Genomic DNA, 14,457 nt, shown 5'->3' on the forward strand with positions numbered 1-14,457 from the left:
ACGTTCCACACGAAGATCGGCATGCGGAACATGGTCATGCCGGGGGCACGCATGCAGATGATCGTGGTGATGAAGTTGACCGAGCCGAGGATGGTGCCGAAGCCGGAGAAGGCCAGACCCATGATCCACATGTCGGCGCCGACGCCCGGGGACCGGACCGCGTCCGACAGCGGGGAGTAGGCGAACCAGCCGAAGTCGGCCGCGCCCTGCGGGGTGAGGAAGCCGGCCACCGCGATGAGCGAGCCGAACAGGTACAGCCAGTAGGCGAACATGTTCAGCCGGGGGAAGGCCACGTCCGGCGCGCCGATCTGCAGCGGCATGATCCAGTTCGCGAAGCCGGCGAACAGCGGCGTCGCGAACATCAGCAGCATGATCGTGCCGTGCATCGTGAACGCCTGGTTGAACTGCTCGTTCGACATGATCTGCAGACCAGGCCGGGCCAGCTCGGCGCGCATCAGCAGCGCCATCACGCCACCGATCACGAAGAACGCGAACGACGTGACGAGGTACAGCGTCCCGATCGTCTTGTGGTCGGTGGTGGTGAGCCACTTGACCACGACGTTGCCGGGTTGCCTGCGCCGGACCGGCAGCTCGTTCTCGTACGAGTCCTCAGCTGCCGCGGCACCCTGGGGTTCGTTGAGGATGCTCACAGGTTGTTCGTCTCCCGGTTCTTCTCGTGGCTCGTCTGCGCGATGCCGGCGGGAACGTAACCGGTCTGCCCCTTCTTGGCGAGGTCCTTGAGGTGCTGCTCGTAGCGCTCGGGGGAGACGACCTTCACGTTGAACAGCATCCGGGAGTGGTCGACGCCGCAGAGTTCGGCGCACTTGCCCAGGAAGGTGCCCTCCTTGTTGGGGGTCACCTCGAAGGCGTTGGTGTGGCCCGGGATGACGTCCTGCTTCATCAGGAACGGCACCACCCAGAAGGAGTGGATGACGTCACGCGAGGTGAGGACGAAGCGGACCGTCTTGCCCTTGGGGAGCCACAGGGTCGGACCCGGGTTGCCCGTCTGCGGGTTCCGGGTGCCGGGGGTGCCGGCGTCGTAGACACCGCCGGCGTTCGCCGGGAAGTCCTCCTTGAACCGGTCCGGGATCGCGGCCAGGTTCTTGTCGGTCTTCGCGTCACCGGTGGAACCGTCGACGGGCTCGACGTAGTTGAAGGCCCAGCTCCACTGGTAGCCGACGACGTTCACGGTGACGTCGGGCTTGTCCTTGAGCTCGAGGAGCTTCGACTCGTCGCGGGCCGTGAAGTAGAAGAGGACCGAGACGATGATGAGCGGGACCACGGTGTACAGCGCCTCGATGGGCATGTTGTACCGGGTCTGCGGAGGGACCTCGACCTTGGTGCGGCTACGCCGGTGGAAGATGGCGCTCCAGATGATGAGGCCCCACACCAGCACGCCGACGGCGAGCGCCGCCGCCCAGGAACCCTGCCACAGGGAGAGGATCCGCGGAGCCTCTTCCGTGGTCGGGGTGGGCATACCAAGACGGGGGAAGTCTTCCCAGTTGTACGAGCAACCGGTGGCTGTCGCCAGGACCAGGCCCGCAGTCATTGCCTGCAGCAGCTTCCGCCGCATCGGGCGCCGCGGCGAGCGGTCGGAGCCGTTGGGACTCACGTAGCGCCTTCCCGAGAGTCTCGCCCGCGCGGATTGGCTGCGGCCTGCCGTCTTCTCGCTGGTCGGTCGCCGCCCTGCGTCGGGCAGGGGTTTGGATGTTTATGCGGACCAAACCCTAGCCGACGCCCTCCGGGGGTTCGCGGGGAGGGGTGCCTATGGGGTGGGGTGGTTCGCTGGTTTGGCGGCTGCGGGTGGTTTGTGGCTGGTCGCGCCCCGCGGCGGAGCCTCAAATGTCACCGCCCCGCGCCCCTTTTGGGACGTTGCAGTCACCGGACGTTTAGCGTTGCTGTGTGGGCTACTTTGACGCTGCTTCCAGTGCTCCTCTTCATCCTGTTGCTCGGCAGGCGCTACAGGCCTCCCTGGATGAGGGGTGGGCTGATCCTGCCCGTCTCTATCGGGAGGGGCGGCGGGCCCGGATGCTGCTGGATGCGGCTCGGGAAGCCGCTGCCGAGGCTGTGGGATGCCGGGCCGACGAGCTGGTGTTCACCTCGTCGGGCACGAAGGCCGTCCACTCGGGTGTCGCCGGGGCGTTGGCGGGGCGTCGGCGCGTCGGACGCCACCTGATCGTGTCTGCTGTCGAACACTCCTCTGTGCTCCATGCGGCTGATGCGCACGAGGCGGCCGGTGGGGCGGTCACGCAGGTCGCCGTGGATCGGGCGGGAGCCGTCAGCGTGCAGGCGTACGCGGATGCCCTGCGCACGGACACCGCGCTCGCCTGTCTTCAGTCGGCCAACCACGAGGTGGGGACCGAGCAGCCCGTCGCCGAAGTGGCCGCCGTGTGCCGGGAGGCCGGGGTGCCGTTGCTGGTGGATGCGGCGCAGTCGCTCGGGTGGGGGCGGGTCGAGGGTGGCTGGTCGGTGTTGACCGGGAGTGCCCACAAGTGGGGCGGGCCTTCGGGAGTCGGGCTGCTCGTCGTCCGCAAGGGCGTGCGGTTCGCCGCGCAAGGGCCCGTGGACGAGCGGGAGTCGGGGCGGGCGGCCGGGTTCGAGAACATCCCGGCGATCGTCGCCGCGGCGGCCTCGCTGCGCGCCGTTCAGGCGGAGGCGGCCCAAGAGGCGGTACGGCTGCGGGAGCTGACGGAGCGGATCCGGGCCCGGGTGCCGCGGCTGGTGCCGGATGTGGAGGTGGTCGGCGACCCGGCGCGGCGCCTGCCCGGCATCGTCACCTTCTCCTGTCTCTATGTCGACGGGGAGACATTGCTGCACGAGCTGGACCGGGCCGGGTTCTCGGTGTCGTCCGGCTCGTCCTGCACGAGCAGCACGCTGACGCCCAGCCATGTGCTGAAGGCGATGGGGGTGCTCAGCGAGGGGAACGTGCGCGTGTCACTGCCGGCGGGGACGCCGGAGGAGGACGTCGAGCGGTTCCTGGAGGTGCTGCCGGGGGCGGTGGCGGAGGTGCGGGAGAAGCTGGGGGCGCCGGTCGCCGAGGCGGTCGTACAGGAGGAGGACGTCCTGGTCGTGGACTCCCTCGGCAAGAGGTGCCCGATCCCGGTGATCGAGCTGGCGAAGGTCATCGGCAACGTGCCGGTGGGCGGGCTGGTGCGAGTCCTCTCCGACGACGAGGCGGCCCGCCTGGACATCCCCGCGTGGTGCGAGATGCGGGGCCAGGAGTACGTGGGCGAGGAACCGGCGGAGCAGGGGACGGCGTACATGATCCGCCGGGTGACCTGAACGCCCTGAAGGGGCGCGGGGAACTGCGCGACCAGCCCCCACGCGCCCGCAGTCGACAACGACGCTACCGAGGCAGACGAATGGTCACCCTCAAACCAGGTGCGCCTGAACCTGTGCCGCAGCGTCATCCCCATACGCCTTCATGAACCGCTCCATGAAGTGCGCCCGCCGCAACTGGTACTCCTGCGTACCCACGGTCTCGATGACGAGCGTCGCCAGCATGCACCCGACCTGAGCGGCCCGCTCCAAGGACACCCCCCACGCCAGTCCCGACAGGAACCCGGCACGGAAGGCGTCGCCGACACCCGTGGGGTCGGCCTTGCGCTCCTCCTCGGGGCAGCCGACCTCGATCGGGTCCTCCCCCGCGCGCTCGATCCGCACACCGCGCGAACCGAGGGTCGTGACGCGGTGGCCGACCTTGGAGAGGATCTCCTCGTCGCTCCAGCCGGTCTTGGACTCGATGAGCCCCTTCTCGTACTCGTTCGAGAAGAGGTACGTCGCCCCGTCCAGCAGTATCCGGATCTCGTCGCCGTCCATCCGGGCGATCTGCTGGGAGAAGTCGGCGGCGAACGGAATCGCGCGGGAGCGGCACTCCTCGGTGTGCCGGAGCATCGCCTCGGGGTCGTCGGCGCCGATGAGGACCAGGTCGAGGCCGCCCACGCGGTCCGCGACCGTCTTCAGCTCGATCAGGCGGGCCTCGCTCATCGCACCCGTGTAGAACGAGCCGATCTGGTTGTGGTCGGCGTCGGTGGTGCAGACGAAGCGGGCGGTGTGCAGGGTCTCGGAGATGCGGACCGAACCGGTGTCGACGCCGTGCCGGTCCAGCCAGGCCCGGTACTCGTCGAAGTCGGAACCCGCGGCCCCGACCAGGATCGGCTTCGTGCCCAGCTGACCCATGCCGAAGGCGATGTTCGCGCCTACGCCGCCCCGGCGTACGTCGAGGTTGTCGACCAGGAAGGACAGCGAGACCGTGTGCAGTTGGTCCGCGACGAACTGGTCGGCGAAGCGGCCGGGGAAGGTCATGAGGTGGTCGGTGGCGATGGAGCCGGTGACTGCGATGCGCACGGCGTGGAGTCTCCTGCGGGGAGGTTGGGTTGACAGTCCACGCTACCGTTCGTGACCGGGACTCTGAAGCGGCCAAAAATACCCGATAGTAGATCTTTCTTCGCGGGCTCCGGCGTGCATACGGTGCCGCTATGACGAAATTCGAGGTCCACGCCCCCGTTCCGGCCGACCCGGAGGTCGACCTGGCGTCGCTGCTCGGTGACTGCGCGCGGATGGCTCCCCACTGGACCGTCCCCGACCGCGTTCTTTCCCGTCCGGTCTCCCCGTCACTCATCCATGGCGTGACCGTGCCGCCGACCTCGGCGCGACTGCTGGACGCGATGTCGGACTACGGCGACTGATCGAACCAGGCGACTGATCGAACTACGGCGCCCGAATCGGCGCCTTTGAGGGAACCGCGCGCTCCCCCGCTGCGTCCCATCGCTGTCCCCCGTAAAGGGGATGCGGGATACGACCCCGTAGGCCGACCTTTTTGGCAGGGTCCGGTCAGGGTCATGGGACATGTGCGCAGCCGAAGGAGCGATGCGGTGAACACGGAGCGACCCGAGAACGACGACACGGGTGCCGACGGCTCCGCCGAGGAGCAGGGCGTCCGGGAGGAGAAGGACGCCGCCGTTCCCGACTCCGAGGGCGAGCACGGGGCGGAGCCCGCGGCCGAGGCCGGGCACGCGGCCGCGGCCGCGGCCGCGGCCGCGGAAACCGAGGGTGAGCGCGCTCGTGAAGAGGCGTCTCCTGCGGAGGCCCCTCAGGACGAGGCCCGGCATGAAGAGCCCCGTCATGAAGAGCCCCGTCATGAAGAGCCCGGCGTCGGCGATTCAGCACGGCGTCGCTCCCCCGCGATCATCGCCTCCGTCGCCGCCGCCGTCCTGCTCGTCGGGGGCGGCGGGGCCTACCTCGCCGCGAACGCGTCCGGAGGGTCGGACGACGGTACGACGTCGGCGGCGCCCGGCGACGACACTCCCCCGCCGCTCCACCTGGACGGCTACACCGAGGGCGACAACAACGGCATCGCGCCCGGGGAGCCCAACCCGTACGGCGTCACCTACAAGGCCCGCGGGGAGTTGCCCGACGGGCCCGGCTCGGCGCCGGTGTACCGGGCGGGGGGCGAGGTCGGCGCGGCCGAGGTGGCCCGGCTGGCCAAGGCGCTCGGCATGGACGGGGCGCCGGTGGCGCAGGGGCAGACCTGGAGGGTCGGGGCGAAGGACGGGTCGGGGCCCAGTCTGCAGGTGAACAAGCAGGCGCCGGGCACCTGGACGTTCTACCGGTACACGCCCGGCACGGATGACTGTCGGAGCACCACTGTTTGCGCCAAGAAGCCCGGCGGGCAGACCGGTGACCCGGTGAGCGAGGAGGCCGCGAAGAAGGCCGCCGCACCGGTTCTCAAGGCGGTGGGTCAGGATGACGCGAAGCGCGACGCGAGCCAGCTGATGGGCGGCCGGCGGGTGGTGAACGCCGATCCGGTGGTCGGCGGACTGCCGACGTACGGCTGGACCACCGGGGTGACCGTGAGCGCCCAGGGCGAGGTGGTCGGCGGGAGCGGCCAGTTGAAGGCGCCGGTGAAGGGGGACACGTATCCCGTGCTGGACGCCGAGAAGACACTCGGGCTGATGAACGCGTCGCCCACGTCCGGCGGCCGCATGGGCATCGGCGGCTGCGCCAGCCCCGTACCGCTGAAGGACCGTCTTGAGGCGCCCTGCGGTGCCCAGGCGTCCACGGGAGCGCCGTCGAAGGACACCATCACCGTCGAGAAGGCGGTGTTCGGGCTGGCCTCGCACTACGTGGACGCGCGGCAGGCGCTGGTGCCGTCGTGGCTGTTCCAGGTGCGGACGCCGGGTGCGCAGGACAGCTTCACGGTCACGTATCCCGCGGTCGATCCGAAGTACCTGGCCTCGTCGACGCCGTCCGAGGAGCCGCCCGCGCAGCCGAGCCCGCGGCCGACCGGGCCGAAGGACGACGAGCCGACCTCGGCGCCGGTCACGCGGAACGTGACGGTGGACGGCTACACGGCCGAGGGCTCCGAGGTGACCGTCGCCTTCACGGGCGGGGTGTGCGCCGACTACAAGGTGACGGCGAGCGAGAGCGGCGAGGAGGTGACGGTCCGGGTGACCGAGACCTCGCAGCCGGACAAGGTCTGCATACTGATCGCCAAGGTGTTCCACAAGACGGTGCAATTGGACAAGCCGCTCGGCGACCGCAAGGTCGTGGGCACGGACGGCCGGGCGATCCCGCTGGAGAAGCCCGGGGCGCGGCTCCCGGACGCACCGGAGACGTCCGGGGCCCAGTAGGCGCACCGCAGACGTCCGGGGCCCGGTAAGGGCCGCGGACACGGGAAAGGCGGCGGCCCCGTCGGAGGGGGCCGCCGCCTTTCTGTGTCTCAGCCGGTCGCGACCGCAGGGGTCGCCGCCGGGCTAGTTGAAGGAGTCGCCGCAGGCGCAGGAGCCCGTCGCGTTCGGGTTGTCGATCGTGAAGCCCTGCTTCTCGATCGTGTCCACGAAGTCGATGGTGGCGCCGCCCAGGTACGGGGCGCTCATGCGGTCGGTGACGACCTTCACACCGCCGAAGTCCTTCTCCACGTCGCCGTCGAGGGAGCGCTCGTCGAAGAAGAGCTGGTAGCGCAGGCCGGAGCAGCCACCCGGCTGGACGGCCACGCGCAGGGCGAGGTCGTCACGGCCTTCCTGGTCGAGCAGGGCCTTGACCTTGGCCGCGGCGGCGTCGGTCAGGACGATGCCGTCGGTGACGGTGCTGGTCTCGTCCGATACGGACATCTACATCTCTCCCGGGTTGTACGGAGACTGCTTGCCGACGAGTGCAACCGGCAAGGCCGCGGATTCATTCCGGGGCCGGGCGCTTGTCTTTCGGTCCTTCTTCATGCTCGCACACGGCGCACGAAGCGGAAAACGCCTCAATCGGGAATACGCGGGGCCCCCACCGGGATTCACGTCACATCGACACGATGGCCATCGTCAAACTGACGTGAACCGGTTATGATAGATAGCGTCAATTCGACGAGAAGTCGATGAAGGTGTCCCGCATGACCCGCCGGGTCCGGAGCTTCCGGTCCCGGCGAGCCGCAGAACAGAAAGGGTGCGTGTCGTGACCACCGCCCAGACCCAGGAGCTCGACGTACAGCCGACGCCCCTCGCCCTGCTGCTCCTCGGCCGTGAGGCCGACCCCAGGAGCGAGCGCGGCGTCGAGTGTCCCGGCGACCTGCCCTCGCCGTCCGACCCGGACCTGGTCGAGCGCGCCCGCGCGGCCAAGGCCAAGCTCGGCGACAAGGTCTTCGTGCTCGGCCACCACTACCAGCGCGACGAGGTCATCCAGTTCGCGGACGTGACCGGCGACTCCTTCAAGCTGGCCCGGGACGCCGCCGCGCGCCCGGAGGCCGAGTACATCGTGTTCTGCGGCGTGCACTTCATGGCGGAGTCGGCGGACATCCTGACGTCCGACGACCAGAAGGTGGTCCTGCCCGACCTCGCCGCCGGCTGCTCGATGGCCGACATGGCGACGGCCGAGCAGGTCGCCGAGTGCTGGGACGTGCTGACCGAGGCCGGGATAGCCGAGCAGGTCGTGCCGGTGTCGTACATGAACTCGTCCGCCGACATCAAGGCGTTCACGGGCAAGCACGGCGGCACGATCTGCACCTCCTCGAACGCCAAGCGTGCCCTGGACTGGGCCTTCGAGCAGGGTGAGAAGGTCCTGTTCCTGCCCGACCAGCACCTCGGGCGCAACACCGCGGTCCGCGACATGGGCATGTCCCTGGAGGACTGCGTCGTCTACAACCCGCACAAGCCGAACGGCGGCCTGACCGCCGATGAGCTGCGCGCCGCGAAGATGATCCTGTGGCGCGGCCACTGCTCGGTGCACGGCCGGTTCTCGCTGGACTCGGTGAACGACGTGCGCGAGCGCATCCCGGGCGTGAACGTCCTCGTCCACCCCGAGTGCAAGCACGAGGTCGTGGCCGCGGCGGACTACGTCGGTTCGACCGAGTACATCATCAAGGCCCTGGAGGCGGCCCCGGCCGGCTCCAAGTGGGCCATCGGCACCGAGCTGAACCTGGTCCGCCGCCTGGCGAACCGTTTCGCACCGGAGGGCAAGGAGATCGTCTTCCTCGACAAGACGGTCTGCTTCTGCTCGACGATGAACCGCATCGACCTCCCCCACCTGGTCTGGGCCCTGGAGTCCCTGGCCGAGGGCAACCTGGTCAACCGCATCGAGGTCGACAAGGAGACCGAGGCGTTCGCGAAGCTGGCGCTGGAGCGGATGCTGGCGCTGCCGTAGGTCCCGTCAGAGTCCTTGGCTCACCCCGACACGGGTTTCCGGTCGGGGTGAGCGGGGTCGACGGTGAAGATGTCTCCGTCCTGGGTGGCGACGACCAGGGCGCCGTGGTGGAGCAGCACCCCCGACGACCAGCCCGGGTTCGTCGCCCGCTGGGCACGCGGCAGGGTCTCCCACAGCGGTGTGCCCTTCTTCGCGTCGAGGGCGGCGATCCGGCCGCCGGCGCTGGACAGGTAGAGCGTGCGGGTGCCCGGGTCGTGGGTGAGGCCGCTCGGCTGCTCCACGCCCGTGCGGGTCCGCCACAGTCGCTCTCCCGTCCGGACCGACACGCCGGTGACCTGACCGGAGGACGTGGCGAACCACAGGGTGCCGCCCGCCGGCGTCACATCGCCCTCGAACTCCTCCGCCAGCTCCGTGGACGTGCCCCTGCCGGTGTCCGGGTCCACCAGCCGGATCCGGGAGAACGCGTCCTTGCCCGCGACCCGATCGAGGAAGAGCAGGCGTCCCTCGTAGGTCCCGACGAGAGTTCCGCGGCGGGGCAGCGTCAGGCGCCGCGCCGCGCCGTCGGACCGGTCCAGCCCCAGGAGCAGCATGTCCTTCGAAGCCATCATGTCCGGGGCGCACATGAGGTAGGGGTCCTCACCGGTGTCCGCCCAGTCGCAGTACTGCCCCGCCGGAAGCGGCGCCGTCCAGCGTTCGGTTCCGGTGCGCGGTGACAGGGCGACCACCGAACGGCCGCTGCCGTCCGGAAGGATCACGAGGTCGCCGGAGAGGTGCGGGCCGACCTGGCGCGTGTCCAGCCGGCGGTGCCAGAGCCTCTTTCCGGTTTCCGTGTCGAGGGCGGCGACCGAGAACTCGGCGTCGCCCTCCCTCTCGGCGCGGTACTCCTGCTGCACCACCATCGTGTCGTCCACGACGCCGAGGACCGAGAAGGTGTACCACCCGTTGCCCGCAGCGGAGGGCACCCCGTCGGCCCGCCAGACGGTCCGTCCGGTGAGCGCGTCGATCCGCATGGGCAGGATCCCGTCGCCCGCGCAGTGGACGCCACCCTCGTACACCACGCAGTCAGGAGTGTGCTCCAGGCCGTAGCCGGCGACGTCGGTCTGCTGCTTCACGCCGTGCGCGGCGGTGGCGTCCACCGTCGTCTGCCAAGGCCTCCAGCCGGTCGGCACGGCCGTCCAGCGGGAGCGCCCGGACGTGGCGGGGTTCGCCCCCGTCCGGGAGTCGTCGTCCGCGAGTCCGGGCCCGAGCAGCAGGTATCCCGTGAGCCCCAGGGCGAGGGCGCCGACGGTGCCGGCCGTGGTCCACAGGGGGCGGATGCGACCGCGCCGTCGGACAGGGGACATGGCGGGGCGGGTCCGGACCACGGCCATCGCGTCCGCGCGCAGGGGCACGGTGGACTGGTCCTCGTCACCCGACTCGGGGAGCGCGGTCACGAACTCGCCCGCCAGCGCACCCGGTTCGGGCCGGTCCGCGGGTTCCTTGGCCAAGCAGCGTTCCAGGACCGTGCGCAGGGGCTGCGCCACGCCGTCCAGGACGGGGGCGTCGTGGACCACCTGGTAGGCCGTGAGGTAGGGGCTGTCCGCGTCGAAGGGGCCCCTGCCCGTGGCCGCGAAGACCAGCAGCGCGCCGAGGGAGAACACGTCGGACGCAGGGCCCACCGTGCGGGCGTCGGTGAGTTGTTCCGGGGACATGAACGGCGGGGTGCCGATCATCTGGCCGGTCTCGGTCAGGGTGTTGTGGTTCTCGGCCGCGCGGGAGATGCCGAAGTCGATGACGCGGGGGCCGTCGTCGGCCATCAGGACGTTGGCGGGTTTGAGGTCGCGGTGCACGACCCCCGCGCGGTGGATGTCCCGCAGCGCCTCCACCAACCCGAGGGCCAGCCGCCGCAGTTCGGCGCCCTTCAGCGGTCCGCTCTCGCGGATCCGGTCGGCGAGCGAGGGCCCGGGCACGTACTGGGTCGCCATCCAGGGCCGTACCGCCTCCGGATCGGCGTCCACGACCGGCGCGGTGAAGGCGCCGCTCACCTTGCGGACGGCCTCGATCTCCTGCCGGAAACGGGTGCGGAAGACGGGGTCCTCGGCGTACTGGGCGTGCACCACCTTCACGGCGACCTCGCGGCCGGACCGCGATCTGCCCCGGTAGACGGCGCCCATGCCGCCGGCGCCGAGCCGGTCGAGCAGCTTGTACCCACCGACCGACTTCGGGTCGTCCTTGCGCAGCGGCACCCCCGACTGCCCTCCCCCGTCATGCGGTTCGAGGCATCAGGATACGTAACGGAGACCGGCGGTGGCCGGGCCCCGGACCGCGTGCTCACGGTTCGGGACCCGGCCACCGTGGGTCGGGACGGTCAGACGGACGCGGGCTCCGGCTCGTCCGAGTGCGACGTCGGCTCGGCCTGGGCGCCGGCCTTCTTCGCCTTCTTCGCCGCCCGCTTCTTCGCCCGCCGCTCCTTGCGGAGCTCCAGCATCGTGTAGAGCGTCGGGACCAGCAGCAGGGTCAGCATGGTCGAGGTGATCAGGCCGCCGATCACCACCACCGCGAGCGGCTGGGCGATGAAGCCGCCCTCGCCGGTGACGCCGAGCGCCATCGGGAGCAGGGCGAAGATCGTCGCCAGGGCCGTCATGAGGATGGGGCGCAGACGGTGGCGGCCGCCCTCGATCACGGCCTCCACGACGCCGTGGCCCTGCTTGCGGTACTGGTTGATCAGGTCGATCAGCACGATCGCGTTCGTCACCACGATGCCGATCAGCATCAGCATGCCGATCATCGCGGGGACGCCCATCGGGGTGCCCGTCGCGATCAGCAGACCGATGGCGCCCGTCGCCGCGAACGGGATCGACACGAGCAGGATCAGCGGCTGGGCCAGCGAGCGGAACGTCGCCACCAGCAGCATGAAGACGATCGCGATCGCCGCCAGCATCGCCAGGCCCAGGTTGGCGAACGCCTCGTCCTGGTCCTGCGAGACGCCGCCGATCTCGGCCGTGGCACCCGCCGGAAGGGTCAGCCCGTTGATCTCGGCCTGGAGGTCCGCGCTCACCGCGCCCGTGTTGTCGCCCGTCGGCTTCGCACTGATCGTGGCGGCACGCTGGCCGTCGATCCGGGTCATCGAGACCGGCCCGTCCACCAGCTTCACGTCCGCGATGTCGCCGAGCTTCACCGGGCCGAGGCGCAGGCCCTGAAGCTGCTTCAGGGTCTTCGCCGGCTTCTCCGACCGGATGACGATGTCCCGCTCGGTGTCGTCGAGGGTCGCCTGGGCCGCCTTGTTGCCGCGGACCGCCTGGGCCACCGCCATGCCGAGGGTCTGGTCGTCGAAGCCGGCCGCGGCCGCCTTGTCGTTGGCCTTCACCGAGACGCGCGGCACGCTCTGCGACAGGTCGCTGGTCACGTCCGTGACGTCGTCCAGCCCGGCCACGGCTTCCCGTACCTGCTCGGCCGCCTTGCGCAGGACGTCGGCGTCGGCCGCCTTCACGACGACGCTCAGGTCCTGGGCGCCGAAGCCGTCACCGGCCGCGATGGTGGTCGTACCGATGCCGTCGAGCTTCTTGAGACCCGCCTCGATACGGCCCTGCACCTCGTCGTACGACGCCGAGTCCTCCAGCATCACCTGGTACGACGCCTGGTTGGTGTCCGTGCCGCCGCCGAAGGCCGCCATGAAGCCGGACGAGCCGACCGTGACCTGGTAGTCCTTGACGCCCTTGGTGCCGGCCAGCAGCTTCTCGACCCGCCGGGCCTGCTCGTCCGTCGCCGCCAGGCTGGTGCCCGGCTTCAACTCCTGCTTGACGGTGAGGACTTCCTGCTCGCCCTGGTCGAAGAAGTTCGTCTTCAGCAGCGGCGCCATGCCGAACGTGCCGACCAGGATGACGAGCGCGAGCAGCACGCTGGTCAGACGGCGGCGCGTCGCGAACCGCAGGACGGGGACGTAGAACCGCTGCAGCCGGCTCTTCGCCTCCTTCTCCTCGGCCACCCGGCGCGCTTCCTCGGCGTCCTCGGGTGTGCCCTTCGGGGCGCGCAGGAACCAGTACGACAGCACCGGTACGACCGTCAGGGAGACGAGCAGCGATGCCAGCAGCGCGGCGGTGACGGTCAGGCTGAACGGGCCGAACAGCTCGCCCACCATGCCGCCGACCAGGCCGATCGGCAGGAAGACCGCGACCGTGGTGAGCGTCGAGGACGTCACCGCGCCGGCCACCTCGCGGACGGCGTTCAGGATCGCCGCCTGGCGCTCCTCGCCGTAGCCGAGGTGCCGCTTGATGTTCTCCAGGACCACGATCGAGTCGTCGACGACCCGGCCGATGGCGATGGTCAGCGCGCCGAGCGTCAGGACGTTCAGCGACAGGTCGCGCGTCCACAGGACGATCAGGGCCAGCACGACCGACAGCGGGATGGAGACCGCGGTCACCAGGGTGGAGCGGATCGACGCCAGGAAGACCAGGATGACGAGGACCGCGAAGAGCAGGCCGAGCGCGCCCTCCGTCGTCAGTCCGTCGATGGACTTCTTCACCGCCGGGCCCTGGTCGCTGACCACGGTGAGGGTGGCGCCCGAGCCGAGGTCCTTGCGGAGGTCCGGCAGCTTGTCCCGCACCGCGTCCGAGATCGCGACCGCGCTGCCGTCGCGGTCCATGGTCACCGCGACCGCGAGGGAGGGCTTGCCGTCCGTGCGGGTGATGGAGTCGGCCGGGGCCTGCTCCTGCTTGACGGCGGCGACGTCACCGAGGCGGACCGGCTTCTTGCCGGAGGTGCCCTCGCCGGTGACCATCAGGTCCTCGATCTGCCGGATCGAGGTGAAGCCGCCGCCCACCTGGACCGTGCGGTTGGCGCCGTCCTCGTCGAAGGAACCCGCCGGGACGGTGGCGCCGCCCGCCTGGAGTGCCCGGGTGAGGGCCGCCGAGGTCAGGCCCGCCTTCGCCAGCTTCGCGTCGTCCGGCGTGACGGTGACCTGGAGGTCGCGTACGCCGTCCACGGTGACCTGGCCGACGCCGTCGACGTCCTTCAGGTCCGGCACGACGGTCCGGTCGATCCGGTCGGCCAGGGCCTGCTGGTCCTCGTCGGAGGTCACGGCCAGCACGACGGTCGGGATGTCGTCCGTGGAACCGGCGATGACCTGCGGGTCCACGTCGTCCGGCAGCTGGACGCGAGCCCGGTTGACGGCCTGCTGGACGTCGGCGACGAGCTGCTGGGTGCCGGGACCGTAGTCGAAGGACGCCATGATCACGGCGTTGCCCTCGCTCGCCGTGGAGGTGACGCCGGAGATGCCGTCGACGGCTTCGAGGCTGTCCTCGATCGGCTCGACGACCTGCTTCTCGACCACGTCCGGCGACGCGCCCTGGTAGGGCGCGAGGACGGACACGATGGGCAGTTCGATGGAGGGCAGCAGCTGCTGTTTGAGCTGGGGTATCGCGATCGCCCCGAAGGCGAGCGCGATGATCGACACCAGGCCGATCAGGGCGCGTTGGGCGAGGCTGAATCTGGACAGCCAGGACATGGGTCAGGGTCTCTCTTCTGTGAGCGGCAGAAGTGGCAGCAGACGCCTGTGCATGACAGATGAGCGCCCGCCCCTACACCCTGAGCCATCGGGGAGCGCGGATTCCTAGACCCCAGGTCCATTTCCTTATCCGGCGCATACTCCCGGCGCAGTACACGGGATGGAGCTCACTCCACCCTCGGACGGACCAGCCCCGACTCGTACGCGATCACCACGAGCTGGGCGCGGTCGTCGTCCTCGCTACCGCCCTGGGCAAGGAAGCGGGCGATCAGACCCTTGGTGGCGGCCGGCGAGAGCAAGACCTCACCGCCGGCCGCGACGCGGACGGCGCTACCGGGCCCAGTACACGG

At 70.2% G+C, this 14,457-nt stretch carries 10 protein-coding genes and 1 pseudogene; 4 read left to right on the forward strand and 7 right to left on the reverse strand.

The genetic code is table 11. The annotated features are described in order from the left end of the window. Both ACIBU0_RS14460 and coxB read right to left on the reverse strand, forming a co-directional pair. A partial coding sequence (locus ACIBU0_RS14460) for a cbb3-type cytochrome c oxidase subunit I (protein WP_398816940.1) occupies positions 1-650 on the reverse strand: 650 nt, incomplete at its 3' end. Beyond that, a complete protein-coding gene (gene coxB / locus ACIBU0_RS14465; protein ID WP_398816943.1) occupies positions 647-1,612 on the reverse strand; it encodes a cytochrome c oxidase subunit II in 966 nt (321 codons plus the stop codon). The genes coxB and ACIBU0_RS14460, both read right to left, overlap by 4 nt. A 290-nt stretch (positions 1,613-1,902) precedes the next feature. Here coxB and ACIBU0_RS14470 point away from each other — a divergent pair, with 290 nt between their 5' ends. Further along, positions 1,903-3,282: a cysteine desulfurase/sulfurtransferase TusA family protein gene (locus tag ACIBU0_RS14470; protein WP_398816946.1), complete on the forward strand. Its 1,380-nt coding sequence runs from the start codon at positions 1,903-1,905 to the stop codon at positions 3,280-3,282. Between the two features lie 90 nt (positions 3,283-3,372). Here the strand turns inward: ACIBU0_RS14470 and ACIBU0_RS14475 are convergent, their stop codons facing one another. Next, positions 3,373-4,347 carry a carbohydrate kinase family protein gene (locus ACIBU0_RS14475; protein ID WP_398816949.1) on the reverse strand — a complete coding sequence of 325 codons (975 nt, stop codon included), beginning with the start codon at positions 4,345-4,347 and terminating at the stop codon, positions 3,373-3,375. A 131-nt stretch (positions 4,348-4,478) separates the two neighbouring features. Here ACIBU0_RS14475 and ACIBU0_RS14480 point away from each other — a divergent pair, with 131 nt between their 5' ends. Both ACIBU0_RS14480 and ACIBU0_RS14485 read left to right on the forward strand, forming a co-directional pair. Continuing rightward, on the forward strand, positions 4,479-4,688 hold the full coding sequence (locus tag ACIBU0_RS14480) for a hypothetical protein (RefSeq protein ID WP_398816952.1): 210 nt from the start codon (positions 4,479-4,481) through the stop codon (positions 4,686-4,688). A 186-nt stretch (positions 4,689-4,874) separates the two neighbouring features. Then, the gene (locus ACIBU0_RS14485; protein WP_398816955.1) at positions 4,875-6,632 is read left to right on the forward strand and encodes a hypothetical protein; all 1,758 of its coding nucleotides are present in this window, start codon (positions 4,875-4,877) and stop codon (positions 6,630-6,632) included. 123 nt (positions 6,633-6,755) lie between these two features. Here the strand turns inward: ACIBU0_RS14485 and ACIBU0_RS14490 are convergent, their stop codons facing one another. Next, entirely contained in the window at positions 6,756-7,112 is a 357-nt protein-coding gene (locus ACIBU0_RS14490) for a HesB/IscA family protein (protein ID WP_398816958.1), read from the reverse strand. A gap of 328 nt (positions 7,113-7,440) precedes the next feature. Here ACIBU0_RS14490 and nadA point away from each other — a divergent pair, with 328 nt between their 5' ends. Further along, on the forward strand, positions 7,441-8,625 hold the full coding sequence (gene nadA, locus ACIBU0_RS14495; RefSeq protein ID WP_398816961.1) for a quinolinate synthase NadA: 1,185 nt from the start codon (positions 7,441-7,443) through the stop codon (positions 8,623-8,625). A gap of 20 nt (positions 8,626-8,645) precedes the next feature. On the opposite strand, the gene ACIBU0_RS14500 is transcribed toward nadA, so the two are convergent. The 3 genes and pseudogenes from ACIBU0_RS14500 to ACIBU0_RS14510 all read right to left on the reverse strand — a co-directional run. Next, positions 8,646-10,850, reverse strand: coding sequence for a protein kinase (locus tag ACIBU0_RS14500; protein WP_398816964.1), 2,205 nt, complete (start codon positions 10,848-10,850; stop codon positions 8,646-8,648). A 122-nt stretch (positions 10,851-10,972) separates the two neighbouring features. Further along, complete coding sequence (locus ACIBU0_RS14505; RefSeq protein ID WP_398816967.1) at positions 10,973-14,107, reverse strand: efflux RND transporter permease subunit; 3,135 nt, start codon at positions 14,105-14,107, stop codon at positions 10,973-10,975. A 167-nt stretch (positions 14,108-14,274) separates the two neighbouring features. Next, positions 14,275-14,457 (reverse strand): annotated as a pseudogene (locus ACIBU0_RS14510) (DNA-binding response regulator); the annotation flags it as partial.

Source organism: Streptomyces sp. NPDC049627 (genome assembly GCF_044465645.1).
Lineage (GTDB): Bacteria > Actinomycetota > Actinomycetes > Streptomycetales > Streptomycetaceae > Streptomyces.

Excerpts from the sequence above, each read along its gene's own strand:
- ACIBU0_RS14480 (WP_398816952.1), top strand. The coding sequence starts at position 4,479 with ATGACGAAATTCGAGGTCCACGCCCCCGTTCCGGCCGACCCGGAGGTC.
- ACIBU0_RS14490 (WP_398816958.1), bottom strand. The coding sequence starts at position 7,112 with ATGTCCGTATCGGACGAGACCAGCACCGTCACCGACGGCATCGTCCTG.
- ACIBU0_RS14505 (WP_398816967.1), bottom strand. The coding sequence starts at position 14,107 with ATGTCCTGGCTGTCCAGATTCAGCCTCGCCCAACGCGCCCTGATCGGC.